Origin of the sequence: Rothia sp. LK2588 (assembly GCF_040946465.1) — a bacterium.
Taxonomy (GTDB): Bacteria; Actinomycetota; Actinomycetes; order Actinomycetales; family Micrococcaceae; genus Rothia.
The window spans coordinates 139,352-158,060 of sequence record NZ_JAYWLS010000002.1 but is presented as its reverse complement, the minus strand read 5'-3'; the positions used below and the strand labels follow the sequence as shown (position 1 = coordinate 158,060).

Below are 18,709 nucleotides of genomic sequence, written 5' to 3'. Positions count from 1 at the left end.
CCCCTCGTGAATCAACGGTCGGTGCGACGATGTACCCGCGCGTACGTCTACCCTAGTATCTCGTATTTCATCAACCACCCCGTCGCTACCTGTGGCCACGGCGTTTCTAGTATAAGATGTGATGAAAATTACTGTCGAAGGCGGTGGTGTATGAGCTTTACCGAGAACCTCTCCCGGGTTCCCACGACCGTGCTTTGGGCGCCCTCGCTGTCCGACTACTTCTTCGGCGACTACCACCCCATGCACCCCAGCCGATTAGATGCCACCGCTGCCCTCGCTCGCGAGCTTGGCCTCTTCGATCTGCCCCAGGTGAGCCTCGAGGCTCCCGAGGTTGCCACGGACGAGCAGCTGCGGCTCGCCCACGACGCCGCCTATATCCAACAGGTTCACGCCATCAGCGAAGACCCCACCCAGAGCATTCCCGAGTGCGGCTTGGGGACCGAAGATACCCCCGGTTATCAGGGGATCCACGAGGCCTCAGCGCGTCTGGCCGGAGGTTCCCTGCAGGCAGCGCAGGCCATCCTCGATGAACGGGCCGTGCATGCGGTGAACTTCAGCGGCGGAATGCACCACGCCGCCCGCTCTCGCGCCAGCGGTTTTTGCGTATACAACGACTGCGCGGTCGCCATTCAACACCTGTTGGAACACGGGGTAACCCGGGTGGCCTACATCGATGTGGACGCCCACCACGGGGACGGCACCCAGAACATCTTCTGGGACAACCCGGCGGTCATGACCATCTCCATGCACGAATCGGGCATGACACTCTTTCCCGGCACCGGGTTCTCCAACGAGTCGGGACCCTGTGGTGAGGCCGCGGGTACCAGCGTGAATATCGCGTTACCAGGAGATACCAGCGACGGCGCCTGGATCCGCGCCTTTGACGCGGTGGTTCCACCCTTGTTGCGGGAATTTCAGCCCGAGGTGATCGTCAGCCAGCACGGCTGCGATTCCCATTTCGCCGACGAGATGTCTCACCTGAGCATCTCGGTGGACGCGCAGCGGGAACTGGCGGCGTATATCGGCAGGCTCGCCGACGAGCTCTGCGAGGGCCGTTGGATCGCCACCGGCGGCGGCGGATACTCGGTGCACAACGCGGTCCCGCGCAGTTGGGCCCATCTCATCGCGATCGCCGCGGGCGACCCCTTGGACATTCGACGCCCTACCCCGCAAGCCTGGCAAAAATACATGAAGGAGAAATACGGGGACGACGCCCCGGGCTTTCTCGGGGACGCTTCGGATATCTGGTGGCGGTCCTGGGAGGTTGGGTACGACCCGGCTGACGAGGTCGACCGCACCGTCATGGCCACCCGCAAGGAAATCTTTCCGCTGTGGGGTCTGGATCCCTGGTTCGACTGAGTTGCCCGGCGGCATATAAGCCGATCGGTATATGTGCTGATGGATTTGGGTTTGCGGCGTATATTATCCGCCGGTTAAAGGGTAATTTTCCCGGTGTCTGCGCATGCGACGTGGGTAATATATGTCATCATTGACACATGATTGATGACGTATTTTCCGTGATCGCGGATCCCACCCGCCGACAGATTCTTCGAGCGTTGTCTTCGGGGAAGCACTCGGTGGGCGAGCTCGTCGGTGAATTGGGCGTCAGCCAGCCCACCGTCTCAAAGCATTTGAAGGTCTTGCGCTTGGCAGGACTTGTAGAGACCGAGGCCGCCGGGCAGAAGCGCTACTACTCGTTGACCCCCGCGCCCCTGCACAAGGTCACCCTCTGGATCGAGGCGTTGAGCCACGCACACGCCACGAGCCAGTCGGAGAGCGAGACCTCCGAAGACCGGCAAGACGCGCCGTCCACAGCCGCCGAAGAAGCCGCCAACGCGGCTGTTGTTGAAGCGGACGCCGCCGCCGATATCGATCCGATCCTTGAAGTTGGCGAGAAAGCCGCTACCGAGGACGAGCCGGAGCCGGTGAAGACGGAAGATGCAGAGCCTGCGGTAGCGGACGAGCCTGCAGACTCTTCCGCAGACGAATCGGTCGCTGAAGAGTCTCAGGCGGAAGAACCTGAAGCTGAAGAGTCCCAGGCTGAAGAGTCCGAGGAACCCGAGGCTACGTATCGGGCGCGCCACTCCAGCTCCGCCATCAGCTACACCCCGCTCATGCCGTTTACCCCCGGCGGGGCGCAGCAGAAGGTAGAGGAGGAAGAGGAACAGGCGGAGGAGGCCCCTGTCGACGAGACACCCGCCGTCGAAACCCTCGCCGTAGAGACCCTGGCCGATCACGCCCCGGTCGAGCAGAGCCCTTCCACTGACGAGAACCCCGAGAACGCCGCTGATTCCGCGGAATCCCAGGTAGAGGAATCCCCGGTTGAAGAACCCCAGGAGGTAACGGCAGCAGAGCGCGACCCCGAACCGACCCCGGACGTGCAGACCGACCCTGCCGCCGACGCCCCGCCGGAGTTGCCCTCGGCCGAAAACCACTACGACACCCACGAGTCGCGCGGTCTGATCGCTTCGCTGACGCGTTGGGGCCGCCGTCGTTCACGTTAATTCCGCTCTTTACTCATTCCCCGTGGAAAGACCATAGACCCCCCAATGTCAGTAGATTCCAAAATTCTGAACTGGATCGAGTCGCAGCTCTTCGAAGGAGCCGTGAATCTCGGTGAAGATCTCCCCGATGATCGCGAACTCGCGAACATCATTAAGGCCGGAAACAACAGCACCCGCGAGGCGCTCAAGCGCCTCGAAATCTTAGGCGTGTTGCGTCTTTACGAGGGCAAGCGTAAGGCCATCATTCCGCACCTGGTCTCCGCCCCCGCAGAGTCGATGACTCCCGCGCTACGCCTGCACATGGCCAGCGCACGCCACCCCATGCGAGACATGATCCAGGCTCGCATCATGATCGAGTCCTGGGCCCTGGCGCATGCTCGACGAGACCACCCGGCCATGCGGGAACTGCGCGAGTTGCTGGACGCGATGCAGGAAGAAGTGATTCTTCCCAACGACTTCCACCGCCTCGAAGTAGACTTTCACATCGCGCTCACCAAGCTCGCCGGGAACCATCTGGTCACCGGGCTCATGGCCACGATGAGCGAGACAATCTATGACTTTTTGCTCTCGCTCATGGGTAAAGTTCCGCTCTGGAGCTCAACGGCCACCCGTTTGCGCGCCGAGTACAAGGCGATCTATGACGCCCTTGAATCGGGTGACAACGAACTGGCAGTTCAGCTGGTGAAGGCCAACATTGAGAACCAGTATGCCGACGCCGGCATAGACCTAGACGAGGCCACCCTCTCTCCCAACGAGATGCCCGGTGCCACCGCCGCCATGCACCCCATCGAGGTCGAGGGCGACGACCTCGTGCCCAGCGAATGGGACGAGCCGGTCTCCGAAGACATCATCAGCGCACTGGAAAATATCGGCACGACCGCCCCGGTGCGTGAACCCGCCACCGAGCGGCCCGTTGCACCCGAGGCTCCCGCGGCCGAAACGCCCGCCCAGCCGCAGGCGACGCGCTCGGACGTCGTGACCGCGTCCGGAGTTTCCCCGGGGACGAGCACCCGCCGCCGTCGGGGCACCGTGAGCGCTCCGGTGCACGCCACCGTCATCAAGCCGATCGTGCGCTCGGCCGGGGAGAACAAGGTGATGGTCGCCGCACAGAAGTCGCAGAAACCTCTGCCCGCGGAGGAACCCGTTGTGCCCGAGACGGCAGGCGAACCGATGGTCGACCGCGCGGACGAGCCGGTCGCGCCCAGCCAGGAACAGGGGCCTACCAGCAAGAAGCACCGGCCCAAACTCTCCGAGCTGAAGCACCTGAATTTGGCGCAGATCGGTGCGTATTTCGGTAAGCACCCCAAACACACCGCGCCACAACCTGCAGAACAGGAGCCGGAGGAACACCCGCAACCTCCTGTAGCTCCGGAGGAGTGCGAACCGCAGGACGCCCACACCCCCGACGATGTGGAACTGCAAGAATTGGCCCGTCAGCAGCGCCTCGCCGCTTTGACGGCCGAAGACCTGCAAGAATCGAATGATCGTGGGCAGACCCCTCGTGAAGAGGACGCCGCACCCCGGCCGACCGCGAAATCCGAGCACGGCACCGAACAGCGTTCGCGGGCGGATAACGATCGGCTCCCCGAGGGGTATGAACCCGCCGATCGCGACCCGAGGGAACCGGAGATCATCGACGAGACTCCGCACCATCGCGAGTCCCGTCCACGTAGCCAGCGCGGTTCGAAAATCGCCCCGGGGCAGCGCAACTTGATCTCGAAAAAGGGCAAGAAGAAAAAGAAACGCTAACCCCGCCGGGAACGAGAAAAAGCTCTCATTTCATCCGGCGATTGGGGAAAATTCGCCAATTGCTTGTACTCTATACAGAGAGCGTTCATAACCTGTGGGGCACGTGCGTGCCCGATTTCGGTTATGCCTAGCGTTTATACCGGTATAAACCGTGCACCCGGCATAGCTAACGCGCCCTTCAGATCGAACGGTGTGGCCGGGTACCAAATTGTTAAGTGAGGTGAATCCCATGGGTTCCGTTATCAAGAAGCGCCGCAAGCGTATGTCCAAGAAGAAGCACCGCAAGCTTCTGCGTAAGACTCGTCACCAGCGCCGCAACAAGAAGTAAATTCTTGTCAGCATGTACGAGCCCCGTTGCCTTGACTTCCAAGGTTGCGGGGCTCGTAGTTTTTTTACGCCCTCGAAAGGGCCGATAGGATAGATCCATGGATTCCCAGCCAGAAGTCACCCTGCTCACCCGTGTCGGTTGCCACCTCTGCGAGGCCGCCCAGACCACGGTGGCTGAGGTCACCGAAGAACTCGGGTTGTCTTATCGAGAGATCAACATCGACGAGCACCCCGACTTAAAGGCCCGCCACGACACCGAGGTTCCCGTGGTGATGGTCAACGGCGAGGTCAAAGACTTTTGGCAGATCAACGGCCGTCGCCTGCTTAAGATCCTGCGCGCACAGATGCCATAGCGGCAACTATCTGAGAGACTGGTTCAATGAGCTCCATACCTCTTGCAACGGTTCACGTCATGCGCCACGGCGAGGTCGATAACCCAGACCGCATCGTCTATGGCCGCCTGCCCAACTACCACCTCACCGAGAAGGGCCGCGCGATGACTCGCGCCTCGGCGGAGCACTTCGCCCGCCTGGCGCGCGAGGGCCACAACATCGTTTATCTGACGTGTTCCCCGTTGACCCGCACCCGGGAGTCAGCCGAGCCGATCACAGAGCTACTGGGCCTTGAGGCTCACCCAGACTCTCGCCTCATCGAGGGTGGCAACCACTTCGAGGGCCTGCACGTGAACAAAGACGAGTTGCTCCGCAACCCCCGGCACTGGCCGAAGCTACTAAACCCCACGCGTCCGTCCTGGGGGGAGCCGTACGGCGAACAGGCCGCCCGCATGGCCGCCGCTATTCGGGATGCCGCTGCCAAGGCCGTCGAACTCGGCGGAGAAGGCGCCGAGGCGATCGTGGTCTCGCACCAGTTGCCCATCTGGATGGCCCGCCGCAGTGCCGAGGGCAAGTTCCTCCCGCACGATCCGAGAACCCGGCAGTGCAATTTGGCCTCGGTGACCTCGTTTCACTTCGACGATCTGCAGGGTAATTCACGCCCGACCATCTCTTACTGTGAACCCGCCGCCGACCTGTACTCAGGTGTCATTCAGTTACCTGGTTCATAATAAAACTGACCCCCTACACCCTCAATGACTCGAAAGAAGCATATGCCCGCCCACGAAGCTCTGCCGACACCGCACCGGATGAACCGTAAGCAGTTCCTTTCGCTGGCAAGTATCGCCGGCGCGTTCGCACTGGCCGGATGCTCTTCGCAGAACGATTCATTAGCCGCGCAGGCCAATGCCGGTAGCGATAAGGGGTATATCGCCGGTGACGGCTCCGTCACGGAATACGCCGAGCAGGACCGTAGCGAGCCGGTGCAGTTCACCGGAGTGAAGTACGACGGCACCGAGGTGACCTCAGAGTCGTTGCGCGGCAAGCCCGTGCTCCTGAATTTCTGGTACGCGGGGTGCGCCCCCTGCCGCGAAGAGGCACCGCACCTGAACAAACTCCACGCCAAGTTCGGGGATAAGGTGACGTTCTGGGGCGCCAACGTGCGCGATGAAGAGGGCACCGCCGCCGCTTTCGAGCGCAAGTTCAAGGTCGAATACCCGAGCTTCAACGACACCAGCGGCAAGGTGCTCTACGGTCTGTCGAAGTACGTGCCGGCACAGGCCGTGCCCACCACGCTCATCTTGGACGCACAAGGACGCGTGGCCGCCCGAGTGCTGGGCACTATCGACGAGTCCATTGTCAATACTCTGTTGGAAGAACATACCGCACGTGTCTAGCTTCGGGCAGATCATCACCGAAGGTTCCATGGCTGTGGCGATCCCCCTGGCGATGCTCGCCGGGTTCGTCTCCTTCGCCTCACCCTGTGTGCTCCCACTCGTACCCGGTTACCTCGGGTACGTGACCGGGCTGTCTGGAACCGAGACCAAGCACCGCACCCGGCGCACCTTCGCCGGCATCCTGTTGTTCATCCTCGGGTTCTCTTTCATCTTTGTGTTGATGTCTGTGGTCTTCGCACAGCTCGGCGCAGCGCCTTGGCTCAAGGGACAGAGCTGGGTGAACGTGGTGCTGGGTCTGATCGTGATCCTCATGGGGCTTGTGTTCATGGGGAACATCTCCTGGTTCCAGCGTGATCGCAAGATCGAGAAGAAACCGCCTGCCGGTTTGTGGGGCGCGCCGTTTCTGGGTATCACCTTCGGTTTGGGCTGGGCGCCCTGCATCGGGCCTACCTTCGCCGCCGTGCAGGCGCTGGTCTACCTCGACGGGTCCAACCTCACCAAGGCCATCGTCCTGACGACCTGTTATTGCCTTGGATTGGGCATCCCCTTCTTGCTCGTCGCCCTCGGTGTGAGCCGCGGCGTCAACACCTTCGGCTGGGCGCGCCGTCATCAGCGGGCGCTGCAGCGGTTCGGGGGAGTGGTGCTGGTTATCATCGGCGTGTTAATGGCCACCGGCCTCTGGACCGCGATGCTCTCGTGGTTCCAGGCATCCCTGCCCACCTACGAACTTCCCGTCTAAAGGAGCCGCGAGTATGGCAAAGGTAGCAAAGGACGCCCCCGCGCTTGGCCCGATCGAGATGTTGCGGTGGGCCTGGACCCAGCTGACGAAGATGAACACCGCGTTGTTCTTGTTGCTGATGTTGGCCGTGGCCGCGGTGCCGGGTTCTATCTTCCCGCAGCGTATCCAAGACCCGGCCAAGGTCACCGACTACATCAAGGCCCATCCGAACTGGGGCCCGATCGCAGACAAACTGCAGCTCTTCAACGTCTTCGGGTCGTTCTGGTTCGCCGCGATCTACCTGCTGTTGTTCATCTCCCTCATCGGGTGCGTCCTGCCCCGAGCCAAGCAACACTTCGAGGCGATGCGTCGGCCCCCGGCCCGCACCCCGCAGAACCTGTCGCGTTTGCCCGTGCACCGCACGCTTTCCTTCCCCAGCACCGACGCTGCCCCCGACCGTCGTCATGCCATCGAAGACGCCGCCGCGATCCTCAAGAAACGCGGTTACCGGGTAGAGGTGCGCGAGGAGGGCAACGATCTTTCGGTCGGCGCCGAACGCGGATATCTGCGCGAGGTGGGCAACATCCTCTTTCACGTGGCGATGATCGGCGTGCTTATCGGCGTGGCCATCGGAGCCCTCTTCGGGTACAAGGGCCAGAAGATCCTCGCCGAGGGCGACACCTTCGTGAACTCGCTCATCAGCTTCGACTCCTTCACCCCGGGTACCAACTACAACCCCGACTGGCTCAAGCCGTACACCGTGAAACTCGACGGTTTCGACGTCAAGTACGACCGTCAGGCCAACTCGGCCTCCTTCGGCGATGATCTCGATTACACCGCAGACCTGAGCTTCACCGACCCTGACGGCGAGAAGAAGTCGGAGAAGTTGAAGGTCAACGAACCGGTGAACGTGGGTGGTGCGAACCTGTACCTCTCGGGTAACGGTTACGCCCCCATCATCAAGGTGCAAAACCCCGACGGTTCGGTGGCCTACGAGGGCCCGGTGATCGGTCTTGCCGTGGACGGCAAGTACACCTCGTCGGTTGTACTCAAGGTGCCGGACGCCGAACCCGACCAGCTCGGCTTCGTCGGTATGTTCTTGCCCACCAGCGACTACGCGCAAACCGGCGCCCCGGTGTCTATCGACTCGGCACCCTACAACCCGATGCTAGTCATGCAGGCCTACTCGGGGGACCTGGGGTTGGATGACGGTGTGCCGCAGAACGTCTACGTGTTGGATACGTCAAAACTCAATCCGCTCAACACGATGCAACAGGGCAACGGCGTGATACTTTCGGAAGACAACCCCACGATGAAACTCGCCAAGGGGCACGGCACGGTCACCTACGAGGGATACAAGCGCTACGTCGGTCTTGACGTGGTGTACGACCCCGGCAAGAAGCTCGTGTTGGTATCGTCAATCCTTGCGTTCCTCGGCCTGATCGTCTCCGTCTGGGTGCCGCGCCGCCGCGTCTGGGTGCGCGCCACCGAACAGGAGGAGGCCGGCCAGCGGATGCTCACTATCGAATACGGCCTGCTAGCGCGCGGTGAAGACCCGCGCATCTCCGACGAGGCCGAAAAACTCACCGATATCTTCGCAGAACGGTGGGGACTGGAAGTTCAAGAAGCCTAGCAACGCGGGCAGTAAAGGAATCAAATGATTAGCGAGACTCTAGCGCAGTTCAGCGACTGGTTCATGTACCTGGCCGCTGTCATCTACACGGTCGCGTTCATCGCGTTCACCTGGGATATGGCGTCGAACTCCCGTACCGCTCGTGGGGACCGCTCCGCCAGCGTTCAGCAGGACGCCGCGTCCGAGTCCTCTGCCGCAACCGAGCGGCAGCTCGTCGGTGCCGGGGTGGGGGCGTCCTCGGCGAAGTCAAAGACCAAGGCCGCCGGCCGGGGCGGTTCCTCGGTTGCCTCTGCCCGAGTGACCGCCACCGAGCAGGGTACCGGCGCCCGCGGCATGGGGTACAAGCGCTCGGCGGAGAAGAAGATCGCAGGCCACGTGGCCGATTCGTCGATGCGCTGGGGTTCCTCTCCCGCCCGCAAGGTCGCTCGCATCGCGGTGGCCGTGACGGCGGTTGGCACCCTCGTGCACGCGGCGGGTGTGATTATGCGCGGCCTGGCAGCACAGCGTGTGCCGTGGGGCAATATGTACGAGTTCTGCACCACCGGCGCGCTCTGCGTGACCGCCGTGTACCTGATCGCTCTGATCTTCCGCGACCTGCGCTTCGTGGGCACGCTGGTCACCGGCCTGGCCGTGATCATGATGTGCGCCGCCACCATCGGCTTCCCCACCCCGGTGGGCCACCTCAAGCCGGCCCTGCAGTCGTACTGGCTCGTGATTCACGTGTCGATCGCTGTGTTGGCTTCCAGTATCTTCACCATTACCTTCGCGATGGCCGTGCTGCAGCTGATGCAGACCAAGCGTGAGCGTCGCATCCTCGAGGGTGAAGACCCGAAGATGGGCTTTTTGCGCATGGTCCCTTCCTCGCAGACTCTGGAGAACTTCGCGTTCCGTCTGAACACCGTGGGATTCGTGATGTGGACCTTCACCCTGGCCGCCGGCGCGATCTGGGCCGAGAAGGCCTGGGGCCGCTACTGGGGCTGGGACCCGAAGGAAGTCTGGACCTTCATCATCTGGGTGGTCTACGCCGCCTACCTGCACGCGCGCGCGACCCGCAGCTGGACCGGCCCGCGTTCGGCCTGGCTGTCCATCGCCGGTTACGCCTGCATCATCTTCAACTTCGCCGTGGTGAACGTCTTCTTCCAGGGCTTGCACAGCTACTCGGGCCTCTAAGCCCGGCGGCAAGCCCGCCCGTTCCTGGGCATCATTGCAACAATGCGGTGGCTCCTTCACCGGAGCCACCGCATTGTTTTATTCTCAGCTGGTCGGTGTGCAGGTTAGGCGCGCGTACTGCCGCCCTCCGGGGCGTCGCCGTCGTTCTTGCGGCGGCGCTCCTCCCGTTCACGGGATTCTCGCTCGCGGCGGGCCTTCTGCTCGAGAAAGCGCAGATAGTCTTCGTCGTCATCGGGGGAGGAGGGTGCGCGCTGCGCGGTGGACACGTCGGTCGCCGCCGCCCGCGTCTTACCCAGTACCAACCACAGCACTGCCCCGATGAGCGGGAATAACACGATGGCCGCGGCCCACAGCGGTTTCGGTAAACCGCGTACCCGCTGGTGTTCGGTGCGGATGCAGTCGATGAGGGCGTAGATGATGACCCCCACCAGAAACGCTATTCCGCCGATGATTAAGATTGCTCTACCCATACCGGTTATTTTCCCACGAATCGTCAGGCCTACAACGATGCGAGTAGACTGGACGGGTGAATTTCTTGAAGTATTCTCTGCTCCGTATCGGCATGATGGTTCTCGTCTTCGTGGTGTGCCTCTACCTGAACGTCGGGCTGATTTTCAGCGGCTTGTTCGCGATTCTGATCGCATTCGCCGTGGCCTACTTGGCTTTCCCACGCCTCCACAGCGCGGCCTCAGCAGACGTGGACGGCTGGCTCCACCGCCGTCGTGCCACGAAGAAACCCAAGAAGAGCGTTGAGGCCGAGAACCGCTCGGTAGAAGACGAGTACGTCGACGAGAGATCTGCCCGCGAAGGTTTTTAGTACCCGGTGAAGTGAATGACCTCTTCGGCGAAGAGGTCGAACTGCCCCAGATACGCGGCGATCGCCACGAGGATCGAGTAGGCCAGGGCAACGATACCAGCCTGCTTGAGCACGGGGATGAGCGCGGGGCCGGTCTGGTTCGAGAGCACCACGGTGGAGGAATGCACCACGGGGCCGATCAACACGAAGACCAGCAGGTACCACGGGTTATGGGGTAGCAACAGGATCGTGAGCAGAAGCGCTACCGCCATCTCGGCGGCGTAGACCCGGCGGGAGAGCGTGTTGCCCAAGCGTACCGCCAGCGTCATCTTGCCGACCTCCCGGTCGGTGGGAATATCGCGCACGTTATTGGCCATCAGCAGCGCGCACGAGATCAGCCCCATCGCGATGGCGAAGACCCAACCGGTCAGGGTGAGCTTGGCGGCCTGCGTGTAGAGAGTTCCGAGGGTGGCGACGAGGCCAAAGTAGATAAACACGAAAAGGTCACCGAGGCCCATGTAACCGTAGGGACGTTTGCCCCCGGTGTAACCCCAGGCGGCGAACACCGCGGAGGCCCCGATCGCCAAGAACCACCACTGGTGGGCGATGGCTACCAGCACCAGGCCGGCGAGCATTGCCAGGCCGAAGCAGATGAAGGCGGCCATTTTGACGTGCTGGGGCTTCGCTACCCCCGAGCCGACCAAGCGGAGGGGGCCCACGCGTACCTCGTCGGTGCCCTTGATGCCGTCCGAATAGTCGTTGGCGTAGTTGACGCCCACCTGAAGAAAGAACGCAACGAGAAAGGCCAGGAAGGCCCGGCCGGGGTGAAAGCGGTCGAGCTCGAAGGCCGCTGCGGATCCGGCGATGATGGGAGCGATTGCCAGGGGCAGCGTGCGTAGGCGTGCGCCCTCGATCCACTGTGCCGGTGTTGCCACGGAACGACCTCTTTCTCTCTGGTTTCAGCGTGCCTCGCGGGCGGGCCGCCGGGAAGCACGCTTCATTGTCTCACAGGCCGCGCGGGCTGTTCAGGGCTTGCCGATGTGAGATGCGAGCTAGGAATTAGTTGATGGTTGAAGATTTCTGGGTGAGTAACCGGTGAATGCCGAGCCTGTCCGGTTTGCCGGTGGACAGCGCGGGTAGCTCGTCGACGGTTTCGATGATTTTCGGTGCGGCGGGTTTGCCGAGTGTTTCTGCGACGAATCGGGATAATTCCTGCGGGGAGGGTTCCGCCGGGCCCCGCTTGATGGAGACCATGGCAGCGACGGCCTGCCCCCACCGAGGGTGGGGTACGCCGGCCACGACGGCCTCTTTGACGCCGGGGTGCTCGGTGAGGCGTTCGACGATGCGCCGGGCCGAGACCTTGATGCCGCCGGTGATGAGCACGTCGTCGGCGCGTCCTTCGATGGTGAGGGTGCCATCGGTGAAGCTGCCGCGGTCGTCGGTGCGGTACCAGCGGGTACCGTGTTCGTCGATGAAGAAGCTGGCGGCGGTTCGTATGGGGTCGTTGAGGTAGCCTTCGGCGAGCGGTTTGCCGCCGAGCCAGACCCGCCCGATACCGTGGTCGTCGGGATCTTGGATGGCGACCTGAACCGTGGGTAGCGGCCGCGAGTTATAGACGCACCCGCCGGAGGTCTCGGCGGATCCGTAGGTTGTTACCACGTTGATGCAGTGATCCCGGCAGACGTTCAGCAAAGATGCACTGGCGGGCGCGCCGCCGAGCAGGATCGCGTTGAAGCTACGCAACGCCTCGATGATCTCGGACGCCGTGGTCGAGGATTTCTCCGCTTCCTCCAGGAGCCGGTGGAGCTGGGTCGGCACCAGCGACGTCATGCGGTGGCGGGCGGACAACCGTTCGGAGGCCGCGAGAAAGTCAGCTGCGCTGAAGGGGCTCCCGTGGGTGACGGAATCGGTGATCATCGGGGAGGTGCCGGCCAGGGCGGAGCGTGCGATGACCTGAGCGCCGGCCACGTAGTGTACGGGCAGGGCGAGCAACCACTGGGCGCCGGGGGAGTCGGTGGCCTCGGCGGTTGCCTCACCGGAGGCCTGCAGGGCGGCCGCGCTCAAGACGGTTTGCTTGGGCTTGCCGGTGGAGCCGGAGGTGGTGACGATCAGTGCCGGCTCGTGGTTCTGGACGCCGGCCACCGCGAGGTTCTCAAAGGAGCGGGTGAAGTCCGCCAACATGCGGGCGGGGTCGGCGGGCAGTTTTTCGCCGACCACCACAGTGTGCTGGCCAGTATGGGTAGGTGCGGACGCGGGGGTGAGGGCTGAGAAATCCATGGCGGTGCTCAGTTTACTCCCGCCCGGCCGGCACCCGAACCTCACCGAACAAACAACAGACCCGCAACTTACCGGGTAACCGGTCCGTTGCGGGTCTGTTCAACGCTCACCAAGTGAGCTTTGCGTTAGAAGTAGTAGGGGTATTCTTCCCAGTTCGGGTCGCGCTTCTGCAAGAAGGCGTCACGTCCTTCCACCGCCTCATCGGTCATGTATGCCATGCGGGTGGCTTCACCGGCGAAGACCTGCTGGCCGACCATGCCGTCATCGGGCAGGTTGAACGCGAACTTCAGCATGCGGATAGCCTGCGGTGACTGCCGCGCGATGTGGGCCGCGTACTCGAGCCCCTTCTTCTCCAGCTCGGCGTGGGGCACCACGTCGTTGACCGCACCCATCTCATACATGCGCTGGGCGTCGTATTCCTTGGCGAGGAAGAAGATCTCGCGTGCGAACTTCTGGCCCACCTGGCGAGCCAGCAAGGCCGAACCGTAACCGGCATCGAACGAGCCCACGGTGGCGTCGGTCTGCTTGAACTTGCCGTACTCCTCGGAGGCGATGGTCAAATCTGCCACCACGTGCAACGAGTGACCGCCGCCAGCGGCCCAACCCGAGACCAGGGCCACGACCACCTTAGGCATGGTACGGATCAAACGCTGCACCTCGAGGATGTGCAGGCGTCCGGCGCGCGCCGGGTCGATCGTCTCGGCGGTCTCACCGTCGGCGTAGTGGTAACCGTCGCGGCCGCGAATACGCTGATCGCCACCCGAGCAGAAGGCCCAACCGCCGTCTTTGGGGGAGGGGCCGTTGCCGGTGAGCAACACGGTGCCCACGTTCGAGGTCATCCGCGCATGGTCCAGGGCACGGTAGAGCTCGTCCACCGTGCCCGGACGGAACGCGTTGCGCACCTCGGGACGGTCAAAGGCGATGCGCACGGTCGGCAGATCGCGCACGATCGCGCCGGCCTCATCGCGCTCGACCTGGCGGTGGTAGGTGATGTCTTGGAAATCCTCAAACCCCTCGACCACACGCCACGCGTTGGGATCAAAGATGTCGGAGACTTTTTCGGGAAGTTCAATGCTCATAGTTCCCGATGTTACCCGAGCCACCACCGGCCCCTCCTCTCACGTGCGGGCTAGGCCTTCAGGGCAGCCAGTGTCTCGTCGAACTCGGCCTCGATCTCGGGGTTGCGGCGGTAGGTCGCCAACGAAACACCCACGGCCAAGATCAGGTTGACAATGAAGCCGGGAACGATCTCGTACATGGTCTCCGCCAGCGGGCTGTTACCCCAGACGAAGACGGTGATGGTCGCACCGATAATACCGACGATCGCACCCCAGTTGGTCAGCTTGCGCCAGAACAGCGAGAGCAGAACGATCGGGCCGAATGCGGCACCGAAGCCGGCCCACGCGAAGGCGACCAACTGCAACACCGAGCTGTCGGGGTTCCAGGCCAGCAGCGCGGCGATCACCGAGATGACGAGCACACCGGCGCGTCCAATCCACAGGCCACGCGAACCGATCAGCTTCTTGTTAGTGACTGCACCGTAGATGTCTTCGGCCAGCGCCGAGGAGCAGACCACCAGCTGCGAGGAGAGGGTAGACATGATTGCCGCGAGCACGGCCGAGAGAATGAATCCGGCGACGAAGGGGTGCAAGAGCAGCTGCGACAGGTCGAGGAATACGGACTCCGCGGCATCTTTATCGGTCAAGGTAGCCTCGGGGTGGCGGGCAAAGTAGGCCACGCCGATGAGACCGGCGGACGCCGCACCCACCACGGTCAGCACCATCCAGCCGATGCCGATGCGGCGGGCCGTTCCGGCGTCCCGGTGTGAACGAAGAGCCATGAAGCGGGTGATGATGTGCGGCTGACCGAAGTATCCCAGGCCCCAGGCGGCGGTGGAGATGATGCCTAGCGCGGTGGTGCCGGCAAACAGCGACATAGCGTTGGGGTTGACCTCAACCACGGTGTGGTAAGCCTCGACCGGACCGCCCACGTAGAACAGGGCCATAACAGGCAGGATCAACAGCGCAGCCAACATGATGAGACCCTGCACCATGTCGGTGTAGGAGGCTCCGAGGAATCCACCGAAGAGGGTGTAGAGCACGGTCACGCCGGCCACCAACAGCATGCCGGTGTGGAAGTCCAGGCCGAAGGAGGACTGGAAGAACTTGCCGCCGGCCACCATGCCCGAAGATGCGTAGAAGGTGAAGAAGATCAGAGTGATCACCGAGGTCAGCACACGCAGGATGCGGGTGTTGTCGCGCAGGCGATTATGGAAGAACACCGGCACGGTCACCGAGTTCTTGGAGACCTCGGTGTAGATGCGCAGGCGCGGGGCAACGATCTTCCAGTTCACCCAGGCACCGATGGTCAGACCGATGGCCAGCCAACCCTGAGCCAGACCGGCCATGTACAGAGCACCGGGCAGACCCATGAGCAACCAGCCCGACATGTCCGATGCGCCGGCGGAGAGCGCGGCGGTGGTGGGTGAGAGGCGACGGCCGCCGAGAACGTAGTCTTCGAGGTCAGTGTTTTGTTTCTTGGCCCAGAGGCCGATCGCGATCATGGCTAAGAAGTAGATCGCCAGGGCAATAATCTGCCAGGTGGTTGCGCTCATTGAACGATCCTTATGCGTGTATGAATTACCGGGATACCCGATGGGAATCGCTTTATCTTACATCGCGCAGATCAGTTAATGTGCATTGAACCACAACTAGGTGTGATCTTAGTTAACGATCCTCGGGCCGGATGATCGGCAATTGACCCGTCTTGGCCTCCACGATGGCGTCGAGGATGGCGGTATTGGGGTGGTGCGCCGAAATCGCGATCGCAGACCGGTTGGTCTTCCACACCAGCAGCGCGCCCGAGGCGGCGATCAACAGGATGCCCAGGTAGGCGGGAAGGGGCAGCACCTGACCCATGACGACGGTGCCGATCAGTGCTCCCACCACCGGGTCGAGGCTGAGGAGCACGCCGATGACGGCGGCCGAGGTCAGGCGGGCCGCGACGGCGTCCGAAGAGTAGGCCAGCGCGATACCCATCGAACCGGCCAGCGCCACCCGCAACCAGCCGTCCCAGCCGATCTCACCCATGACCGGAACCGACAGCGGGCTCAGTAGAAGCGCCGAGATGCAGATCGAGATCGCCAGACCCTTCAACCCCTCAACCGCGGGAGAGCCGTGGCCCATGCGTGCCGAGAGCAGGGTGTAACCGGCCATGCACAGCGCGCTCATGGCGGCCCAGAGGTATCCGACGATCTGGGTGGACTCGAAGGAGGGGCCGGCGATGAGAATCACGCCGGCCAGCGCGCCCAGCGAAATCAATCCGTCGCGAGCACGTTGCACGCCCAACAACGAGACGCCGAAGGCGCCCAGGAATTCGATGGTCACGGCGATGCCCAGCGGGATGTACTTAATGGCGCTGAAGTAACCGATGTTCAAGAAGGTGACCACCACGCCGTAGAGGATGACCTGGGGCCAGTCGCTTTTCTTCAGTTTGGAGACTCTCGGGCGCACCAGAATGAGCAAGACGATCGCCGCACAAAAGCTACGGAGACCGGCCAGGGAGAGCGGTGATATGCGGTCTAGCAGAGGTGCGGCCACGGCGGTGGAGATCTGGATGCCGAGGCACGCGAGGATGACCAGAAGCAACGCGGCGGTGCCGCGGTGGTGTGCGGGTACGCGCTGGGCGAGAGAGTTAACCGAGAGTCTCTTCAAATGGGGTGGTCCCTTCCTTCAGCGGATCGGTCACCACCCAGGGCTCGGTGGAGATCGTATCCGGATCGAATACTTCTAACATTTCGGCGGCCGTGTGCGGCATGCGGGTGCCGCCGGCATGTGACAGTGGGCGCCCGGGGATGGACGCGGCGATCAGCTCCATCACGCGGGCGTCGCTGACACCGTGCTCACGGAGTTGCGGCAGGGTGACGGCGCCGTCGCGTTTGGCCAGGCGTTGACCCTGCGCGTTGAGCGCGAGTGGAACGTGGGCGTAGCGGGGCGCTGCAAACCCGAGAAGATTGGCCAGGTACGCCTGGCGCGGGGCCGAGGGGAGGAGGTCGTCGCCTCGGACTATCTGCGTGATGCCTTGGTGGTGATCGTCGACCACGGAGGCGAGGTTGTAGGCGGCTGTGCCATCATTTCGCACTAAGACGAAGTCGTCAACGTCTGAGGTGTATTCCCCGGTGTAATAATCGTCAACCGTGTAGCGGCTCGTGGTGGTCTTCAGGCGTATCGCTCCCGGACGCTGGGCGCGGCGGGCCTCGCGCTGGGCCGGGGTGAGGTCGCGGCAGGTGCCGGGGTAGGCGCCCGGTGCGGCGTGAGGTGCTGAGGGTGCCGCCTGAATTTCTTTACGGGTGCAGAAGCATTCGTAGGTGAGGCCGGCGTTGGTGAGGCTGCGCACCTCGCTGAGGTAGGCGTCCACTCGCTGTGATTGATAGAGCACCTCGCCGTCCCAGTCGATCCCCAATTCGGCAAGGTGTTCTAGTTGTCGCTGAGCGGCGCCTTCTTGCACGCGATCGAGGTCTTCTACTCGCATCACAAAGCGTCCGCCGGCATGGCGGGCCATGAGCCAGGCCAAGAGCGCGGTGCGCAGGTTGCCCAAGTGTAGGTCTCCCGAGGGGGAGGGGGCGAAGCGTCCGACGACGGGCGCATCGGCCGAAACGGTGCGGGCGAATTGGTCTCTGTTAACTTCCACATCTGCCATGCTATCGCGGTCTTTGGCGCGGGCGGATGGCGGCGATTGCGCATGTGAGACGTGCCTCACTGTTGTCTAGGATGACAACAGAAGATGCTGTTCTGGGGTAAGTTCGAGTATTTTTGAACTATGGCACGTACACATGAAATCTCAGACGGTGTCTACCTCATTAATACAGATAACTACCGTCTGAACTCCGGCCTGATCGTGGGCGCCGATAAAGCGATGGTGGTAGAAACCGGCGCTGGCCCGCGTCAAGGCGCCGAAATCCTCCGTGCGGTACGACGGATCACCGAGCTCCCGCTGGTCGTGGTCAACACCCACGCTCACTTCGACCGTTTTATGGGCAACGCGGTGTTTGAAGCAGACGGGGTCACCGAGTTCTGGTCGCACCCGCGAGCCGCCCGCGCCATGGAACAGTACGGAGACCAGCAGCGCGCATACGTTGAAGTGCTGGAACCCGAGATGGCTCATCAGCAGGGTGCCAACACCCACCTGGTCGTGCCTAACCGTTTTCTTCCCGGGGACGGGACGCGCGCGTCCTTCACCAAGGTTGAGCTCGGCGAACGTGCGGTCACGCTGTTTTACCTGGGCCTCGCTCACACCGATTCCGACGTGTTGGTGGGCGTGGATGACGTCCTGTTTACCGGCGACATCCTCGAGCAGGGCAACGACCCGGCTTTCGACGATTCCTACCCTGAGCTGTGGGTCTCGACCCTGCACGACGTCGCGGCGCTGGATCGTTATCGCGTGTTCATTCCCGGTCACGGCGAAGCGGTAGAGCAGGCCTTCATCACCCGCATGGCCGAGACCATGGAACAGGCGATCGAGAAGATTCGCGCCTCGGCTCTTTCACAGGAAGAAAACCCCACCACCGCGGCGATGTATCACCTGCCGTATTCCGGTGGCACCACTCGCATCCTGCTCAACCGTTTGCAGTGGTTGGAGAACCAGGAACGCGAGGGCAAGGGCGTCTCGCACACCCGTTTTACAGAAAGCGACACCACCGGCCTCACCGGACCGATCACCCTGGGCAAAGCCTAGAAATACAAGCTCAAGAACCACAGCAGAAAGCCGACGGAACGATTTTCCGTCGGCTTTCTTGATGCGTTGTTGC

The 18,709-nt window shown here is 62.6% G+C and carries 19 protein-coding genes; 12 read left to right on the top strand and 7 right to left on the bottom strand.

Features of this window, described 5'->3' with window-relative positions; all coding sequences use genetic code 11:
* The first annotated feature begins 150 nt into the window (after positions 1 to 150).
* From VVR12_RS05085 to ccsB, 10 genes are all read left to right on the top strand, one after another.
* Positions 151 to 1,359 (top strand): acetoin utilization protein AcuC, encoded by a 1,209-nt coding sequence (locus tag VVR12_RS05085; RefSeq protein ID WP_368550087.1) that lies wholly within the window; start codon positions 151 to 153, stop codon positions 1,357 to 1,359.
* Between the two features lie 137 nt (positions 1,360 to 1,496).
* Positions 1,497 to 2,504: a metalloregulator ArsR/SmtB family transcription factor gene (locus VVR12_RS05080; protein ID WP_368550086.1), complete on the top strand. Its 1,008-nt coding sequence runs from the start codon at positions 1,497 to 1,499 to the stop codon at positions 2,502 to 2,504.
* 45 nt (positions 2,505 to 2,549) lie between these two features.
* The gene (locus VVR12_RS05075) at positions 2,550 to 4,253 is read left to right on the top strand and encodes an FCD domain-containing protein (protein WP_368550085.1); all 1,704 of its coding nucleotides are present in this window, start codon (positions 2,550 to 2,552) and stop codon (positions 4,251 to 4,253) included.
* A gap of 229 nt (positions 4,254 to 4,482) precedes the next feature.
* Positions 4,483 to 4,581, top strand: a complete 99-nt coding sequence (locus VVR12_RS05070) for a 30S ribosomal protein bS22 (protein WP_005504750.1) — start codon at positions 4,483 to 4,485, stop codon at positions 4,579 to 4,581.
* Between the two features lie 97 nt (positions 4,582 to 4,678).
* Positions 4,679 to 4,933: a glutaredoxin family protein gene (locus tag VVR12_RS05065; RefSeq protein WP_368550084.1), complete on the top strand. Its 255-nt coding sequence runs from the start codon at positions 4,679 to 4,681 to the stop codon at positions 4,931 to 4,933.
* A 26-nt stretch (positions 4,934 to 4,959) separates the two neighbouring features.
* The gene (locus tag VVR12_RS05060) at positions 4,960 to 5,643 is read left to right on the top strand and encodes a histidine phosphatase family protein (RefSeq protein WP_368550083.1); all 684 of its coding nucleotides are present in this window, start codon (positions 4,960 to 4,962) and stop codon (positions 5,641 to 5,643) included.
* A 42-nt stretch (positions 5,644 to 5,685) separates the two neighbouring features.
* Positions 5,686 to 6,309 (top strand): TlpA family protein disulfide reductase, encoded by a 624-nt coding sequence (locus VVR12_RS05055; protein ID WP_368550082.1) that lies wholly within the window; start codon positions 5,686 to 5,688, stop codon positions 6,307 to 6,309.
* Between the two features lie 28 nt (positions 6,310 to 6,337).
* Entirely contained in the window at positions 6,338 to 7,048 is a 711-nt protein-coding gene (locus VVR12_RS05050; RefSeq protein WP_368550478.1) for a cytochrome c biogenesis CcdA family protein, read from the top strand.
* A gap of 13 nt (positions 7,049 to 7,061) precedes the next feature.
* Positions 7,062 to 8,660 carry a cytochrome c biogenesis protein ResB gene (locus VVR12_RS05045; protein WP_368550081.1) on the top strand — a complete coding sequence of 533 codons (1,599 nt, stop codon included), beginning with the start codon at positions 7,062 to 7,064 and terminating at the stop codon, positions 8,658 to 8,660.
* 24 nt (positions 8,661 to 8,684) lie between these two features.
* The gene (gene ccsB, locus VVR12_RS05040) at positions 8,685 to 9,830 is read left to right on the top strand and encodes a c-type cytochrome biogenesis protein CcsB (RefSeq protein ID WP_368550080.1); all 1,146 of its coding nucleotides are present in this window, start codon (positions 8,685 to 8,687) and stop codon (positions 9,828 to 9,830) included.
* Positions 9,831 to 9,934: 104 nt separating this feature from the next.
* Here the strand turns inward: ccsB and VVR12_RS05035 are convergent, their stop codons facing one another.
* Positions 9,935 to 10,300: a PLD nuclease N-terminal domain-containing protein gene (locus tag VVR12_RS05035; RefSeq protein ID WP_368550079.1), complete on the bottom strand. Its 366-nt coding sequence runs from the start codon at positions 10,298 to 10,300 to the stop codon at positions 9,935 to 9,937.
* 56 nt (positions 10,301 to 10,356) lie between these two features.
* Here VVR12_RS05035 and VVR12_RS05030 point away from each other — a divergent pair, with 56 nt between their 5' ends.
* Positions 10,357 to 10,647: a DUF4229 domain-containing protein gene (locus tag VVR12_RS05030; RefSeq protein WP_368550078.1), complete on the top strand. Its 291-nt coding sequence runs from the start codon at positions 10,357 to 10,359 to the stop codon at positions 10,645 to 10,647.
* Here VVR12_RS05030 and VVR12_RS05025 read toward each other — a convergent pair.
* The 6 genes from VVR12_RS05025 to gluQRS all read right to left on the bottom strand — a co-directional run bounded on the left by VVR12_RS05025 (position 10,644) and on the right by gluQRS (position 17,601).
* The gene (locus tag VVR12_RS05025; protein WP_368550077.1) at positions 10,644 to 11,561 is read right to left on the bottom strand and encodes a 1,4-dihydroxy-2-naphthoate polyprenyltransferase; all 918 of its coding nucleotides are present in this window, start codon (positions 11,559 to 11,561) and stop codon (positions 10,644 to 10,646) included. The two genes, VVR12_RS05030 and VVR12_RS05025, sit on opposite strands and share 4 nt — an antisense overlap.
* 124 nt (positions 11,562 to 11,685) lie before the next feature.
* The gene (locus tag VVR12_RS05020; protein WP_368550076.1) at positions 11,686 to 12,903 is read right to left on the bottom strand and encodes an AMP-binding protein; all 1,218 of its coding nucleotides are present in this window, start codon (positions 12,901 to 12,903) and stop codon (positions 11,686 to 11,688) included.
* Positions 12,904 to 13,028: 125 nt separating this feature from the next.
* Positions 13,029 to 13,982, bottom strand: a complete 954-nt coding sequence (locus VVR12_RS05015; protein ID WP_368550075.1) for a 1,4-dihydroxy-2-naphthoyl-CoA synthase — start codon at positions 13,980 to 13,982, stop codon at positions 13,029 to 13,031.
* A gap of 50 nt (positions 13,983 to 14,032) precedes the next feature.
* Positions 14,033 to 15,517 carry a sodium/proline symporter PutP gene (gene putP / locus VVR12_RS05010; RefSeq protein WP_368550074.1) on the bottom strand — a complete coding sequence of 495 codons (1,485 nt, stop codon included), beginning with the start codon at positions 15,515 to 15,517 and terminating at the stop codon, positions 14,033 to 14,035.
* 112 nt (positions 15,518 to 15,629) lie between these two features.
* On the bottom strand, positions 15,630 to 16,616 hold the full coding sequence (locus VVR12_RS05005; protein WP_368550073.1) for a DMT family transporter: 987 nt from the start codon (positions 16,614 to 16,616) through the stop codon (positions 15,630 to 15,632).
* On the bottom strand, positions 16,597 to 17,601 hold the full coding sequence (gluQRS, locus tag VVR12_RS05000) for a tRNA glutamyl-Q(34) synthetase GluQRS (protein ID WP_368550072.1): 1,005 nt from the start codon (positions 17,599 to 17,601) through the stop codon (positions 16,597 to 16,599). Before gluQRS ends, VVR12_RS05005 begins: the two co-directional genes overlap by 20 nt.
* A gap of 120 nt (positions 17,602 to 17,721) precedes the next feature.
* Here gluQRS and VVR12_RS04995 point away from each other — a divergent pair, with 120 nt between their 5' ends.
* Positions 17,722 to 18,636, top strand: coding sequence for an MBL fold metallo-hydrolase (locus tag VVR12_RS04995; RefSeq protein WP_368550071.1), 915 nt, complete (start codon positions 17,722 to 17,724; stop codon positions 18,634 to 18,636).
* The last annotated feature ends 73 nt before the right edge of the window (positions 18,637 to 18,709 follow it).